Origin of the sequence: Thalassovita taeanensis (genome assembly GCF_900110775.1) — a bacterium.
GTDB classification, from domain to species: domain Bacteria; phylum Pseudomonadota; class Alphaproteobacteria; order Rhodobacterales; family Rhodobacteraceae; genus Litorimicrobium; species Litorimicrobium taeanense.
Genome location: NZ_FOEP01000004.1, coordinates 242746 through 257844 on the forward strand (window position 1 = coordinate 242746; position 15099 = coordinate 257844).

Genomic DNA, 15099 nt, shown 5'->3' on the forward strand with positions numbered 1-15099 from the left:
GTGTCAGGCGGGCCGTTGCGCCGCGCGCAGTTCCCGTTCCAATGCTTCAAGAAAGCGGGAACGGTCGGCTTTTGTAAACCCCTTGCCGCCACCTTGGCGAAACGGATCGGCGGCCCGCAGATCTGCCATCAGATCGCGCGTGGCCAGAACATTGCCGATATTGGCCTGCGTCAGCGCCTCGCCGTTGTGCTTCAGCACACGTGCACCGGCCTCGACGCATTTCGCCGCCAAGGGGATGTCGCCCGTGACCACCACATCGCCCGGCCCCGCGCGATCGGCGATCCACATATCGGCCACGTCGGGACCATCGGGCACGATCACCGTTTCGACCAGTGGGTTTTGCGAGGGGCGCAACCCACCGTTGCTGACCACATACATCGGCACGCGGTGGCGCGTGGCCACACGCTCTGCCTCGTCCTTGACCGGGCAAGCATCGGCGTCGATGTAGAGTTTGCTCATGCGTACAGCGCCTCGGCATGGAAGGCGATGTGATCCTCAATAAACGTCGAGACGAAGAAATAGCTGTGATCATAGCCCTTCTGAAGCCTGAGCGTTGCAGGCACCCGGCGTTTTGCTACGGCCTCAGCCAAGGCCTCGGGCATCAGCAAGTCAATGAACTGATCGTCGCTGCCCTGATCAACCAGAAGCGGGATCTCCAGCCCGACCTCGCGCAGCATCAACGTCGCGTCATGGCGGGCCCACGTTGTCTCATCCGCCCCCAAATAGGCGGACAGTTGTTTGCGCCCCCAATCGCCCGCTGTCGGATGGCAGATCGGCGCGAACGCCGAGACCGACCGGAACCGCCCCGGCAAGCCCATTGCCAACGTCAGCGCGCCATGGCCGCCCATCGAATGGCCGGTGATCGACTGGCGTTCTTCATCGACGGCGAAATTGCGGGTGATAAGCTTGGGCAGTTCGTCAGCCACATAATCCCACATCCGAAAGTGCGGCGCCCATGGGGTTTGAGTGGCGTTGACATAGAACCCAGCCCCCTGCCCCAAATCATAGGCGTCGTCATCTGCCACACCCGGCCCGCGCGGGCTGGTGTCGGGAAACGCCAGCGCAATGCCCTGTTCGGCGGCCCAAGCCTGTGCCCCCGCCTTTACCATAGCGTTTTCGTGGGTGCAGGTCAGACCCGACAGATACCACAGCAGCGGTACGGGGGTCTCTTCGGCCTCTTCCGGCAGAAACAGACCAAAGGTCATCTCCCCTCCCGTCGCGGCCGAGCTGTGCTTGTAAACGCCCTGAACGCCACCAAAGCATTTGTTTTCCGAAACCGTTTCCATCACACGCTCCTGTCTGTTTCCATATGGCTATCGCAGGGCGGCCAGCGCAGCAAGGATCAGAGCCGCGTAATCCAGGCAATCACCGCTGAAACCGTGAAGATACTAAGCCCGGTCGAAATCAGGATCGAGGCCGACACCCGCTGCGGAGCAACACCATAGTGCTGCGCCAGAATATAGACATTGCCAGCGACGGGCAGCGATGCCGCGGCGATCATAACCCCGGCGGCATAGGGCTCAACCGGGAAAAGCACTAGCGCGGCAACCGCTACAAACGCCGGGTGCAACACCAGTTTGCAGAATGACAACCAGCCCGCCACTGCCATCTTCTCGGCTGATTTCGTCGCCAGCGATGCGCCGATGGCAAACAGCGCGCCGGGCGTCGCCGCCGCCCCAAGGATCGAAACAAATTCGTTCAGCGGATCGGGGATCGGGATCTGCAACGCCGACCATGTCAGCCCTGCAGTGATCGACATGATCATCGGGTTTTTCAACAATCCCAACCCTACGGTGCGCAATATGCGGATCGACATCCGCCCATCGCGCGCGCCGGTGATCAGGATCACGATCAGACTGCCAAACACGATCAGATCGACGGCCAGAACCAACATCACCGGACCGATCGCGGCCTCGCCCAGCAACATCACCAGCATCGGCACACCCAGAAAACCAACATTGCCGATCACCGCGCATTGGGCCTCGACCGCCGCCTCTTCAATCCCGCGTCGGCGCAGAAAGGACACCAGCGTGGCGATGCCATACACAAACGCCGTGCCCCAGAGATAGGCCATCACGAACGGCAAATCGAACACCTCGCGCAGCGACAGATTGGCCGAAAACCGGAACAACATCGCCGAAAGCGCAAAGTAAAACACGAATTTCGTCAGCCACGCCGTCGCCTCTTCGGGGAAAAAGCGCGTGCGACCGGCACCATATCCCAGCCCGATCAATGCAAAGAATGGCAAGGTTTTGAAAAATATCTCAAGCATTCACCATGCCTAGCAGGACAATTTCCCGCGTCAATCACCAAGCGCTTCGCCGAGACTAAGGGCGCACCAGCCCGGCCAATCGGTCACACCCGTGGCTCCTTCACCTCGCCCAGCTTCTTTCTGATCCAAATACTCACGACCCGGCCCGCCACAGGCTCAGCCACTACCGATCAGCACACCAGCAGCAAAGACCAGCGCCCCTCCCAGAACCACCTGGAACGCCGCGCGGAAAAATGGCGTTTCCATATACCGGTTCTGAATCCAGGCAATCGCCCAAAGCTCCAGAAACACCACAACAAAGGCAGTGATTGTGGCGGTCCAGAAATCCGGGATCAGATAAGGAAGCGCATGGCCCAACCCACCAAGTGTCGTCATCACACCCGCCGCGATGCCGCGTTTGATCGGCGACCCACGCCCCGACAGTTCACCGTCATCCGAGGCGGCCTCGGTAAAGCCCATCGAAATACCTGCCCCGATCGACGCGGCAAGGCCGACAAGAAAGGTCGTCCATGTGCTCTGCGTCGCAAAGGCGGTGGCAAAGATTGGCGCCAGAGTACTGACCGAACCATCCATCAGCCCCGCCAGCCCCGGCTGCACCCAGGTCAGTACAAACTGTCGATGTGCACTGCGATCTTCCGATGCGCGACTATCGAGATCAAGGTGGTCTTGCTCCAATTCGCCTGCGCGGTCTTGATGCCCGGCCTCGGCGGCGGCCAGATCGCCCAACAGTTTGCGGGTGTCGGCATCTGTGCTGTGCTTGGCGGCGGTCAGATAGAAATGTTCGGCATCTCGCTCCATCGCCTCGGCCTCGGTGCGAATGCGTTCGATCCCGAGGTTCTCGATCAGCCAGACCGGACGGCGCGCATAATACCCGGCCACATGCTCGCGCCGGATCAGCGGAATTGTCTCACCAAAGCGTTTGGTGTGCTGATCGATCAGCATTTGGCGATGGCCGTCTTCTTCAAGCGCCATGCCGTCGAAAACCTGTGCGGTATCTGGATATTCGTCCCGCAGCCGCTGAGCATAGCTTCGGTAAATCTGGGCGTCATCCTCTTCCGAAGAAATTGCGAGCGCCAGAACCTCCTGTTCGCTCAGATCCTTGAAATGGCGGCGCTGAGTCAAAAAACGCATATCAAACCCCTGTTTAGAACAATTCTAATTTTAGCGCTCTGCTTGAAAACAGGCAAGGGGCAAGCGATGCCCCGAGAGGAGAGTAATGTCCCCGGCCGAGTATTTGCAACGCAACCGAAGGACGCAGCCCGGAACGAGCGCACGACCTTCTGCTGCCAAGAGTGTCGCGTGACGGCTCAGTCGATGCGCCGAACCAAAAGCTGGTTTCCCGGCCCACGTTTGGTTTCGAAAATCTTCAGATCCGCGACCAGATCGCTGAGCTTTTTCTTACCATAACTGCGCGTGTCAAAATCGGGATTGGCAGCGGTAATGAACTGCCCCAACGGCCCAAGCGCGTACCAGTCATCCTCCTGATCAATCGAATCCATCGCCTTCAGAATCAGATCGCGGGCCTCTGTCAGGTTGGCCGTGGGGGCAGGCACGCTGCCCGGCACGGCTGTCTTTTCCTTGACCTCGGGTGCGGCCAGGTTTTCCAGAAAGATGAAGCGCTTGCAGGCCTTGCGAAACGCCTCGGGGGTTTTCTTGGCACCGATGCCAAACACATCCAACCCCTGTTCGCGGATACGGCTGGCAAGGCGGGTGAAATCGCTATCGGAGGAAATCAGCACAAATCCGTCAAACCGCCCCGAGTGCATCAGGTCCATTGCATCGATCACAAGCGCGATGTCGCTGGCGTTTTTACCGACCGTGTTGGCTGGCTGGTGATGCGGGACAAGGCCGAATTCGGCCTGCACCTTGTTCCAACCGCTCATCTGGGTGCTGGAAAAATCGCCATAACAGCGCCTAACGCTGGCCTCGCCCATACCCGCGATTTCGTCAAAAATCGCTTTGGTCCAGCGCGGCGACGTGTTGTCAGCGTCAATCAGGACCGCCAGAAGAGGGGGTTTTTCGGTTGGCATAATGACTCTTTCTTGCTGTTGGGGTCCGCCACGAAAGCGCGCCGGACCCAATGACAATCCCCATGGGGGCAGGCGTTAGTAAACCACCACGCTGCGAATGCTTTCCCCTGCATGCATCAGGTCGAAGCCTTTGTTGATGTCCTCCAGCGGCATCGTGTGAGTGATCATCGGATCGATCTCGATCTTGCCGTCCATGTACCAATCGACGATTTTGGGCACATCAGTGCGCCCGCGCGCACCGCCGAAGGCCGTGCCACGCCAGCTACGCCCGGTGACCAATTGAAACGGCCGCGTACTGATTTCTGCACCCGCTGGCGCCACGCCGATGATGATGCTTTCACCCCATCCTTTATGCGCAGCCTCAAGTGCTGTGCGCATAACGTTCACGTTGCCAGTGGCGTCAAATGTGTAATCCGCGCCGCCCTTGGTCAGCTCGACCAGATGCGCCACCAGATCACCTTTGACCTCAGCGGGATTGACGAAATCGGTCATGCCAAACCGCGTGGCCATTTCGACCTTCGAGGGGTTTAGATCCACACCGACAATCTGATCCGCCCCCGCCAGCCGCAGCCCCTGAAGCACGTTCAGACCAATGCCGCCCAGACCGAACACAATCGCCCGGCTGCCGATTTCCACCTTGGCCGTGTTAATCACCGCGCCGATGCCCGTGGTCACGCCACACCCAATATAGCAAATCTTGTCGAAGGGCGCATCAGGCCGCACCTTGGCCAGTGCGATTTCCGGCAGAACCGTGTGATTGGCAAAGGTCGAGCAGCCCATATAGTGCAGGATCGGCGTGCCATCCAGCATCGAAAAACGGCTGGTCCCGTCCGGCATCAGCCCCGCACCCTGCGTCGTGCGGATCTTCTGACACAGGTTGGTTTTCGGGTTCAAACAGTATTCGCACTCGCGACATTCCGGCGTGTAAAGCGGAATAACATGATCGCCGGGCTTCAGGCTGGTTACGCCTGGCCCAACCTCCAACACCACGCCCGCGCCTTCGTGACCCAAGATCGCCGGGAACAGCCCCTCGGGATCGGCCCCGGACAGTGTAAATTCGTCAGTGTGGCAAATGCCAGTGGCCTTGATTTCCACCAGAACCTCGCCCGCCTTCGGGCCTTCAAGGTTCACTTCCATGATTTCAAGTGGTTTTCCGGCCTCGATGGCGACGGCAGCCCTTGTACGCATCTTTCGCGTCCTCTCTGTTTTCCGAACTGGACCCTGAGCCAATCCGGGCAGGTTTTCAACCTCGCTCTTGCGAAAGACGTGGCACAAGTGCCGTCGAAAGGCCGCGAAAGCCACCCAGAGCAAGATCGTCAGCCAGCGGCCATAGAGGATCCGGTCCATACTATCGCACGACTGCGGGACAGTGGCGCGACGGCCCCACCGGCGACATATCCGCGATGGCCGCAGCCCACTACCTGCAGACGTATATACTTCTCCCCTCGCAAGACCCTTGATTTGCCCGAAATTTAGCGCAACTCTGAGGCATGACGCTCCAACCGCCTACACCCTTTCCACAATCGCGCCCACCCGAACAGGTGGCCTTTGATCGGCACGAACTGGGGGAAATCCTTGGCCTCTATGGCCGCATGGTGGCCGCCGGTGAATGGCGCGACTATGGAATTTCGTGCCTGCGCGAGGTGGCAGTGTTTTCCGTCTTCCGCCGCACCGCCGAAAACCCGCTCTACCGGATTGAAAAACGCCCGCGCCTGCGCATGCGGCAGGGCATGTATGCCGTGATCGGCATTGATGGTCAGACACTCAAACGCGGGCATGATCTGAAAACCGTCCTGCGGGTACTGGAACGCAAGCTCATCCGGGCCGTGGAATAACTATCAATTGCCTTTGCCGGCCCAAACACGGTGCCCAGCATTCACATTTTCCAAATATCCCCGCCGGAGGCCTTCAGGCCTCACACCATCTGACACAGCAGTTCAAACATGATCGACACGGCCAAAAACGCTGTAGCCCCCGAAGGGTCAAACGGCGGCGATACCTCGACCATATCAGCCCCGACGATCTTGATGCCGCTCAGCCCGCGCACGACCTGCAGCGCCTGATAGGAGTTTGGACCACCCACCTCGGGCGTGCCCGTACCAGGGGCAAAAGTCGGGTCCACGAAGTCAATGTCATATGACACATAGGTGTCACCCGCGCCAACAATCTCGCGCGCTTCGGCCATCACGTCCTCAACCCCGCGGGCGTGAAACTCCTCAATAGGGATGATCCTGATCCCGACGCTCGCGGCGAAATCCTGATCCTCGCGATCATATTGCGTGCCGCGAATACCAATCTGCACAACGCGTTTGGGATCCAGAAGCCCCTCTTCCACCGCGCGGCGGAACGGTGTGCCGTGCGTATACATCGTGCCGCCAAAATAGGAATGGTACAGGTCGGTGTGGCTGTCGAAATGCACCATCCCCACAGGTCCGGTTTTGGCCACGGCCCGCAGGATCGGCAGCGATGACAGGTGATCCCCTCCTGCCGTCAGGGGCACAATCCCCGCGCCCATGACCTGATCGTAAAAGGCCGTGATCCGCGCCATGCTGTCCTGAATATCCGCCGGGTTCGGCCCGACATCGCCCAGATCGGCGCAGGCCCGTGCCTCGAACGGGCGCACCCTGCTGACTGCATGCTCCGCCCGGATCATGGTCGACGCATCGCGCAGCTGCCGCGGGCCGTGCCGTGGACCGGGGCGGTTGGTGGTGCCACTGTCCCACGGCACGCCGATCACCCCTATCTGCACATCATTGAACCGCTCGTGGCCCGGCGGCACATAGGGCAGACGCATGAATGTCGGAATCCCCGCAAACCGCGGCAAATCAAAGCCCGAGACCGGGTGAAAATAGGCGTCGCTCATTTTTCGGCTCCTTTTGTTGGCACAGGCAGGCGGCGGTGCGATGTCACCGGCCCACCACCTTGCGCACTGATCCGGTCAATTGCGCCCTGCTTATCCTCATAGCTGACGGCCATATGGAACGCATTGGCGTGCAATATCCGCGCCTTGTCAGCCACCAGCGCAACATGACCTTTCCAAAACAGCAGGTCACCCCGACGCGCTGCTGCGCCGTGCTCCAGCGCTTGACCCAAGGCGGCCTCCTGCAAGTCGCTGTCACCGGGGCAATCGATGCCGCAAGCCAGACATGCCGCCTGTACCAATCCCGAGCAATCGATTCCCCAGATGCTGTTTCCACCCCAAAGATATGGCACGCCGAGATACTGCTCGGCCACCTCCAGCGGATCGGTGGCGCGCTGTTCGATCGGTTCCAGATGTGGCACCGGCACATAGCCATCCAGCGTGACATAGAACGGCCCGACCTGCCCGGTCACTCGCAACTGTGCCCCAAGGCTCAGCGCCATCCGTTCGGGTGATTTGAAATTCGGCTCAGAATAAAGGTGGCTGGAGCGCGCCGAAACTCGATGTGTCGCCGGGCGCCGGTCCTCAAGCTGATTGACCGTCAGATACCCGACATAGCCATCGCGCTCCGCCTGCACAAAGGACCATCCAGCCCGCACCTCATATTGCGTCACCACCTCGCCCAGCAGCAGCTGCCGCTCGCGCCGCCCGTGCGGGGCAGACAGCAGATCCACCAGCGGCTGGCAGACGGAACGCCGTTCGCCTTCTGCAAACAACGGGGCTTCGATCTGCCCACGCAAATGCGCGGCGGCAACACGGGCATTGGCGGGGATCAGACGGCGGTCCATCGCTTAGATCCCTAGCAAGCCGGGCAACGCCTGCAACAGCGCCCTTGCGCCCATACCTACCCCGCCCTTGGGTCTGGCCGGGGCCGCCACGGGTTGCCAGCCGTAAATGTCGAAATGGGTATAGCGCACCCCCTCGCCCGCAAAGCGCCGCAGGAACAACGCGGCCGTAATCGCGCCACCAAAGCCACCCTTGGGCGCATTGTCCAAATCGGCGATGCCCGGTTCGATATCCGCCTCGTATGGTTCCCAAAAAGGCATCCGCCAGACCGGATCCGCCACAGCGGTGGCGGCATCACTCAGCTCAGCCGCGACCGTATCGTCATCGGTGAAGAATGGTGCCAGATCCGGCCCCATGGCCACCCGCGCGGCGCCCGTCAATGTTGCCATCGACAGCATCAGATTGGGGGCCGCCTCGGCACCATACGCCAAGGCATCGGCCAGCACCAACCGCCCCTCTGCATCGGTGTTGTTGACCTCGACCGTCAACCCTTTGCGCGACGTCAGAATATCCTGCGGCCGGAACGCGTTGCCCGCCACCGCGTTTTCCACCGCCGGGATCAGCACCCGCAGACGCAGCTTCAGGCCCAGCGCCATGATCATATGCGCCAGCCCAAGAACCGTCGCCGCGCCGCCCATATCCTTTTTCATCAACCCCATACCGGCGGCGGGTTTCAGGTCCAGCCCACCGGTATCGAAACACACGCCCTTGCCCACAAGCGTCAAGGTTGGCCCGCTGTCCCCCCATCGCAGATCAATCAGCCGTGGCGCTTGATCACTGGCACGCCCCACCGCATGAATCATCGGGAAATTTTGTGCCAGAAGCGCTTCGCCCCGGATCACCTCAATATGCGCGCCATGCTGACCCGCCAAGGCCGCACATGCCGCCTCCAATGCCACAGGCCCCATATCACTGGCCGGGGTGTTGATCAGATCGCGGGTCAGAAACTCTCCTGCCGCAATCACCTCCAGCTTTGCGGCATCGACACCCTCAGGGGCAACAAGCCGCGCGGCGGGCGCAGTTTGCACCCGGTAGCGATCAAACACATATCCCGCCATCAGCCATCCAAGCGCCTCTTCCTCGGCCCTGTCGGCAGGCAAGCCCGACGCGATCCGGTACGCGCCCCCCGGCAGGCCTGAAACGGCCGCCGCCAGATGGAACCGGGCGCGCTTGCGCTGCGCGGCAGTGCCATAGCCCACCAGCACCGCCTCCGGCGCGCCATCGGCGCCGGGGATCAGCAAACTGCGCCCGATCGCAGCCTTGAACCCCGCAGCCTGCACCCATGTCTGGACAGGTGCGGGTTGCGACGCGACCCATCCCTCAAGTGCATCTGCCTCGATGATGTGCACAGGCAGGGCGGTTTCGTCCGTGGTAGCAAATCCGGGGGTCATACAGGCACGCCTTTCTGGGAACTCGGTCCCGCCAGCCTACGCCTCCCATCTGCGCCTGCAAGGGGGGTCAGATCGAAAGGTCCTGCAAATCCCAAACAGCGGAAAGGGACTGTTCCCCGATCCTCAGCAACCGCGCCAAGGTCGCGGCCAGCGCCACCCGGTCAGCGGCATCGATACAATTGATCACATTCTGCGCCGCGCGCGCCAGCGACCACATCCCGATCTGTTCGGAAATCCCCACAAGCGAACGGACGTTCTTGCGCATCTCTGCCTGCTCTTCACTGCGATACAAACGCTCTGCATGAGTCAGGCGCGCCGCCAGTTCCTCCATCGCGCGACAGACGACATCTTCTGCCCCAGCCTCGCCCAATTGATCGTAAAGCTCCCCCAGTTGATCGGAGTCCAGCCGAACAGCCTCATCCGGCCGCAGCAATGTGATATGGTCCACGTCTCTCACCCCTTCTTATTCTTGGTCTGCCCCCACGGCGCACCAGATGTGCGCTCCAAGAGGTTCCCAAAAGGTTGAGGCCGCCGATTGTTTTTCCTCGAAAACTATATAAATCCGGGGTATCTGATTTCGCCAGTGCCCAACAAATCGCAAGGACAACGACATGAAGCATGCCAAACCCCTGCCCGGCTATCTGGTCCAGCGCTATCACGGCTGGAAGGCAACGGCCTATCAAGAGAACCAAAGTTGGTATCGCCGTCTGGCGGACGAGGGACAGCGCCCCCGCGCCATGGTGATTTCATGTTGCGATTCCCGCGTGCACGTGACTGCGATATTTGGTGCCGATCAGGGCGAATTCTTCATCCACCGCAATATCGCCAACCTTGTCCCGTCCTATGAACCTGACGGCAATCAGCACGGCACATCCGCCGCCGTGGAATATGCTGTAACCGCTCTGAAGGTCGCACATATCGTCGTGCTGGGTCACTCCAATTGTGGCGGTGTACAGGGATGCCTTGATATGTGCTCGGGCCATGCGCCGGAACTGGACGAGAAATCCTCGTTTGTTGGTCGCTGGATGGATATCCTGCGCCCCGGCTATGAAAAAATTAAAGACATCCCCGATGCGCAAGGCCAGTTGCGCGCCCTGGAAAAACAGGCCGTCCTTACATCTCTGGACAACCTGATGACCTTTCCTTTTGTCTCTGCGGCCGTGGAAAAAGGACAGCTTTCGATCCACGGGCTTTGGAACGACATCGGCGAAGGCGGGCTGGAGCAGTATATTCCGGCGACAGAAAAATTCGAGGCTATCTGAACTGACATGATCTGGGGAAACTCGGGGCGTCCTTGGTTTCCCAGATAGCGAAGAAACGATGCCGCGAACGGAATTTCGCTAGAGATGACTGCTCGTGCCTTGGCAATCGACAGCAGGCAAATATTGGTCGGGCTGAGAGGATTCGAACCTCCGACCCCCTGCTCCCGAAGCAGGTGCGCTACCAGGCTGCGCTACAGCCCGACCGTGGGATTGGCGATTATACCGCGCAGGCGAGTTTGGCAAGCCCCGGCGAAAGAGGAAAGTCAGGATTTGCGCCAGAGCTTTTGCACGGCGCCGACACGCGGCATTGTGCCCACGGCGAACCTGCTGCGGGTGCTAAGAACGGGCGTGTTGACGGATACTGCGGATTTGTCTTCGCGAAACACAATATAAAGCCCGCTGCAGATCACAACGCAGGCCCCAATGATTGTACTGCGATCAGGGTATTCATCAAAGAACAGCACACCAAAAACCACCGCCCAGATGATTTGCGAGTATTGCATCGGGGCGACAACAAAGGCGCTGCCAACGCGGTAGGCGGCGATTTGAAGCAGCGTCGCGCAGAAGACCAGCACCGCCATCAATCCGAACCCGCCCAGATGCGGCAGCGACACCGGCACATAGACGAAAGGCATTAGGCAGGCCATGACGACAAAGTTTGTCAGCATCGGATAAAGCAGCAAAACAACGCTGCGTTCATCACTGCCGATCTTGCGCACGATGACGGCGGCCAGCGCCGAAAACACCGCTGCCGACAGCGCCGACAGATGCGCCAGCGTCAGCGGCGTGCTGCCGGGGCGCAGCACGATCATCACTCCGATCAGGCCGACAAGAATGGCCGCGCCACGATGCCAGCCAACCTTTTCGCCCAGCAGCGGAATCGCCAACAATGTGATCAGCAACGGGGCGGCAAACAAAATGGCATAGGTCTGCGCCAGCGGCAGCTTGGAAAAGGCATAGAATACAGAAAGCGATGCGATCACGGCAGACACCGTGCGCAGGGCGGTCCACCACGGATGGCGCGGACGCAGGTTGCCGTCGGTGCGGTCCCGGATCAGCATCAGTGTCACCACCGGAAAGCCAAACAGCACCGAAAAGAACACAATCTGAAATGGCGCATAGCTGCCGCCAAGCTGCTTCACCACCACGTCGTGGCCGGAAAAAACCGCGAAAGCGCAAAGGGCTGTCAGAGCGGCGCGAAGGTTTGACCTGGAGTGCGAGTGCATGGAAAGCCAATCATTTCTGGTCTTTCATGCTAGGGCGGTCCTCCCCCTGCGCAAGGGCACAGCCGGAAATCGACAGGCGGAAACAGCAAAGGCGGCGCGGAATTCCCCGCGCCGCCTTTGTGTCGCCTGTGTTTTGATCACCTACCGTCGCGCTTACAGCGACGCGTCAAGCGCTGCGACGATGGCATCGCCCATCTCGCCGGTGGAAACGGGCGTCACACCCTCTTCACCCAGCAGGTCAGCAGTGCGCAGCCCGTCGGCCAGCACTTTTTCAACGGCTTTTTCCACCCGATCGGCCTCGGCCCCCATATCGAAGCTATAGCGCAGGGCCATCGCAAAGCTAAGCACACAGGCAATCGGGTTTGCTTTGCCCTGACCTGCAATGTCAGGGGCCGAACCGTGTACGGGCTCATACAGCGCCTTGGGGCGACCGCTGGCCATCGGTGCACCAAGCGAGGCAGAGGGCAGCATGCCCAACGAGCCAGTCAACATCGCGGCGGCATCAGACAGCAGATCGCCGAACAGGTTGTCAGTGACGATCACGTCAAACTGCTTGGGCCAGCGGCAGAGCTGCATCGCGCCGGCATCGGCATACATATGCGACAGTTCGACATCGGCATAATCCTTGGCGTGGACCTCGGTCACGACCTCGCGCCACAGAATACCGGACTCCATCACGTTGGCCTTCTCCATCGAGCAGACCTTGTTGCCGCGTTTGCGGGCCAGCTCAAAAGCGGCGCGCGCAACGCGTTCGATTTCCGATTCGGTATACCGCTGGGTGTTGATGCCCACACGCTCGTTGCCCTCTTTGAAGATGCCGCGCGGCTCACCAAAGTAAATGCCGCTGGTCAGTTCCCGCACGATCATGATGTCGAGCCCGGCCACGACGTCCTTTTTCAACGACGAGAAATCCGCCAGCGCATCAAAGCACTGCGCCGGGCGCAGGTTGGCAAACAGGTCCATTTCCTTGCGCAAACGCAGCAAACCGCGTTCCGGTTTGACGCTGAAATCAAGGTTGTCATATTTCGGACCACCCACGGCACCCAGCAGAACGGCATCGACCGCTTGCGCCTTGGCCATCGTGTCATCGTGCAGCGGCGTGCCGTATTTGTCATAGGCGCAGCCGCCAACCAGATCCTCGGTCACGTCAAAAGTCACGCCGCGCTTGGTGCCATACCAGTCGATGATCTTGCGCACTTCGGCCATGACTTCGGGGCCGATCCCGTCGCCGGGCAGGATGAGAAGCGAGAGGTTGGTCATTGTGATCTGTCCTTGGTGTGAATTCGTCGGAAAACGCCTAGCGGCTGGGGGACGCAGGGTCAAGAAACGAAGGGCTTCAACCCGGCCTCCAGCATGCCCCACACGGCGGCAATCCGCGGCGTTTGCCGCACGGCCAGCGGCGCGGCCAGCCATACCGGCAGCGGCGGAATGTCGATCCCCATATCCAGAAGTTCAATGTCCGGGTCGGCCTCGATCAGGGGAAGCTGGCCAAAGCCGATCCCACAGCCCGCCCGCAGTAATTGCCAATACACCGTCTGGCTGTCGCAGCGGGTGGTGAACCAGTCGCGCGTCGCCGACCAACCCATCTGCCGCATCCCGCGCAGGATCAGCTCGCTCTGATCATAGCCGATCAACTCATGCTGCAGCATCTCGTCGGGGCTTTGCGGGCGTCCGTGCAGATCCAGATAAGAGCGCGCCGCACAAATACCGATGCCCAGGTCGCCCAAGTGCCGGGTGACAATTTCCAGCTGGCGCGGGCGGTACATGCGCACAGCAATGTCAGCCTCGCGAAACAGCAGGTTTTCACTGCTGTCGTTGGCGTCCAGAACAACCGTGATACCGGGGTGCGTGCGGCGAATATCGGCCACGATCGGGGGCAGGATGAAATGCGCCACAACCTCGCTGGCGGTGATGCGAACCGGGCCGCGCGCCTCGGTTTCCTGCCCGGCGACCGTCAGGCCGATATCGTGCATCGCCTGCTGCATCTGCAAGGCGGAAGGCAGGATCGCGCGGCCAATTTCGGTCAAGTCAAAACCGCGCGGCTGACGTGTGAACAGGGTCACATCCAGATCGGACTCGATCTGCCGTATCTGACGGCCAAGCGTGGGCTGGCTGGCCCCCATCCGCCGCGCCGCCGCCGAAAGCGAGCCGGCTTCTGCCACTGCCAGAAAGGACTGGATCAGGGTCCAGTCGGTTTTGCTAAGATCCGCCATTCACATATGAATACATGATCTGCAAACTGCGGCAATTCCTATTCACGTGCGACGGTATATTTTTATGCCATCAACATCGAAAGGACCTGACACACATGGGAAAAACAGTATTGATTCTGGGCGCGCATGGCCGGTTTGGCCATCATGCCACCGTGGCGTTCAACTCCGCAGGCTGGACCGTACGGAGCTTTGATCGCAGCCGCGACAACCTGATGCAGGCGGCACAGGGGGTTCAGGTGATCGTTGCGGGCTGGAACCCGGCCTATCCCGATTGGGCCAGTCAGCTACCGGGTCTGCACAAGCAAATCCGACAGGCGGCGCTGGCGGCGGATGCCACGGTTATCCTGCCCGGCAACCTCTATGTATTTGGCGCCGAAACACCCGCCCCCTGGGGCGAAGACAGCCCGCACCGGGCGCAAAACCCGCTGGGCCGTATCCGGGTCGAGCTGGAAGCCGCGTATCGCCGCGACGGTGTCCGCACGATCCTGCTGCGGGCTGGTGACTTTCTCGACACCCGGGCCTCGGGCAACTGGTTCGACCGGATGATGGCACCCAGTCTGGCCAAGGACAAGCTGACCTATCCGGGGCGAACGGATGCGGATCACGCTTGGGCCTATCTGCCAGATCTGACCCGCGCGGCGGTGCAACTGGCCGAAGCGCGCCAAGGTCTGGCCCGGTTCGAGGATATCCCCTTTCCCGGTTATACCCTGACCGGGGCGCAGATGGCCGGGCACCTGTCGGCTGCGCTGGGTCGCGCAATCAGCGTCAAGCAAATGGCGTGGTGGCCGCTGTCCTTCGCCCGTCTGGTCATGCCGGTGGCCAAGCATCTGCTGGAAATGCGGTATCTGTGGAACGTGCCGCACCAACTTGATGGATCAAAATTCGAACGGTTGCTGCCGAACTTCCAGCACACGCCCGTTGCCCACGCTTTGGCCACGGCCGCAAGCCCGGTTCTGGCGGGAAAGGCGAAACCTTCAGGGATGACTGCCGAGGCCTGAG

16 protein-coding genes and 1 tRNA gene are annotated in these 15099 nt (G+C 60.6%); 3 read left to right on the forward strand and 14 right to left on the reverse strand.

Going from position 1 to position 15099, the window contains the following annotated elements:
- Positions 1-3 precede the first annotated feature (3 nt).
- From BSF79_RS07965 to BSF79_RS07990, 6 genes are all read right to left on the reverse strand, one after another.
- Positions 4-459 (reverse strand): YaiI/YqxD family protein, encoded by a 456-nt coding sequence (locus BSF79_RS07965; RefSeq protein ID WP_090269328.1) that lies wholly within the window; start codon positions 457-459, stop codon positions 4-6.
- Entirely contained in the window at positions 456-1286 is an 831-nt protein-coding gene (gene fghA, locus BSF79_RS07970) for an S-formylglutathione hydrolase (RefSeq protein ID WP_090269329.1), read from the reverse strand. The genes BSF79_RS07965 and fghA overlap by 4 nt, the downstream gene beginning before the upstream one ends.
- A gap of 56 nt (positions 1287-1342) precedes the next feature.
- Positions 1343-2272 carry an AEC family transporter gene (locus BSF79_RS07975; RefSeq protein WP_090269330.1) on the reverse strand — a complete coding sequence of 310 codons (930 nt, stop codon included), beginning with the start codon at positions 2270-2272 and terminating at the stop codon, positions 1343-1345.
- Between the two features lie 156 nt (positions 2273-2428).
- A complete protein-coding gene (gene mbfA, locus BSF79_RS07980; protein WP_090269331.1) occupies positions 2429-3403 on the reverse strand; it encodes an iron exporter MbfA in 975 nt (324 codons plus the stop codon).
- Between the two features lie 176 nt (positions 3404-3579).
- Entirely contained in the window at positions 3580-4302 is a 723-nt protein-coding gene (locus BSF79_RS07985) for an NYN domain-containing protein (RefSeq protein ID WP_090269332.1), read from the reverse strand.
- 75 nt (positions 4303-4377) lie between these two features.
- Positions 4378-5490, reverse strand: a complete 1113-nt coding sequence (locus BSF79_RS07990; protein ID WP_090269478.1) for an S-(hydroxymethyl)glutathione dehydrogenase/class III alcohol dehydrogenase — start codon at positions 5488-5490, stop codon at positions 4378-4380.
- A 302-nt stretch (positions 5491-5792) separates the two neighbouring features.
- Here BSF79_RS07990 and BSF79_RS07995 point away from each other — a divergent pair, with 302 nt between their 5' ends.
- The gene (locus BSF79_RS07995; protein ID WP_090269333.1) at positions 5793-6137 is read left to right on the forward strand and encodes a DUF2794 domain-containing protein; all 345 of its coding nucleotides are present in this window, start codon (positions 5793-5795) and stop codon (positions 6135-6137) included.
- Between the two features lie 80 nt (positions 6138-6217).
- Here the strand turns inward: BSF79_RS07995 and speB are convergent, their stop codons facing one another.
- The 4 genes from speB to BSF79_RS08015 all read right to left on the reverse strand — a co-directional run bounded on the left by speB (position 6218) and on the right by BSF79_RS08015 (position 9847).
- The gene (gene speB / locus BSF79_RS08000) at positions 6218-7165 is read right to left on the reverse strand and encodes an agmatinase (protein ID WP_090269334.1); all 948 of its coding nucleotides are present in this window, start codon (positions 7163-7165) and stop codon (positions 6218-6220) included.
- Positions 7162-8010, reverse strand: a complete 849-nt coding sequence (locus BSF79_RS08005; protein WP_090269335.1) for a C40 family peptidase — start codon at positions 8008-8010, stop codon at positions 7162-7164. The genes speB and BSF79_RS08005 overlap by 4 nt, the downstream gene beginning before the upstream one ends.
- Positions 8011-8013: 3 nt before the next feature.
- On the reverse strand, positions 8014-9399 hold the full coding sequence (locus BSF79_RS08010; RefSeq protein ID WP_090269336.1) for a leucyl aminopeptidase family protein: 1386 nt from the start codon (positions 9397-9399) through the stop codon (positions 8014-8016).
- Between the two features lie 67 nt (positions 9400-9466).
- Entirely contained in the window at positions 9467-9847 is a 381-nt protein-coding gene (locus BSF79_RS08015) for a hypothetical protein (RefSeq protein ID WP_090269479.1), read from the reverse strand.
- Between the two features lie 163 nt (positions 9848-10010).
- On the opposite strand from BSF79_RS08015, the gene BSF79_RS08020 reads away from it, so the two are divergent.
- On the forward strand, positions 10011-10661 hold the full coding sequence (locus tag BSF79_RS08020; protein ID WP_090269337.1) for a carbonic anhydrase: 651 nt from the start codon (positions 10011-10013) through the stop codon (positions 10659-10661).
- 124 nt (positions 10662-10785) lie between these two features.
- Here the strand turns inward: BSF79_RS08020 and BSF79_RS08025 are convergent.
- From BSF79_RS08025 to BSF79_RS08040, 4 genes are all read right to left on the reverse strand, one after another.
- Positions 10786-10862, reverse strand: a tRNA-Pro gene (locus tag BSF79_RS08025).
- Positions 10863-10924: 62 nt separating this feature from the next.
- Positions 10925-11887, reverse strand: coding sequence for a DMT family transporter (locus BSF79_RS08030; RefSeq protein ID WP_090269338.1), 963 nt, complete (start codon positions 11885-11887; stop codon positions 10925-10927).
- Between the two features lie 153 nt (positions 11888-12040).
- Complete coding sequence (gene leuB, locus BSF79_RS08035; RefSeq protein WP_090269339.1) at positions 12041-13147, reverse strand: 3-isopropylmalate dehydrogenase; 1107 nt, start codon at positions 13145-13147, stop codon at positions 12041-12043.
- A gap of 59 nt (positions 13148-13206) precedes the next feature.
- On the reverse strand, positions 13207-14100 hold the full coding sequence (locus BSF79_RS08040) for a LysR family transcriptional regulator (RefSeq protein WP_090269340.1): 894 nt from the start codon (positions 14098-14100) through the stop codon (positions 13207-13209).
- Positions 14101-14195: 95 nt separating this feature from the next.
- Between BSF79_RS08040 and BSF79_RS08045 the strand changes: the two genes are divergently transcribed.
- A complete protein-coding gene (locus BSF79_RS08045) occupies positions 14196-15098 on the forward strand; it encodes a Rossmann-fold NAD(P)-binding domain-containing protein (RefSeq protein WP_090269341.1) in 903 nt (300 codons plus the stop codon).
- Position 15099: the final 1 nt, after the last annotated feature.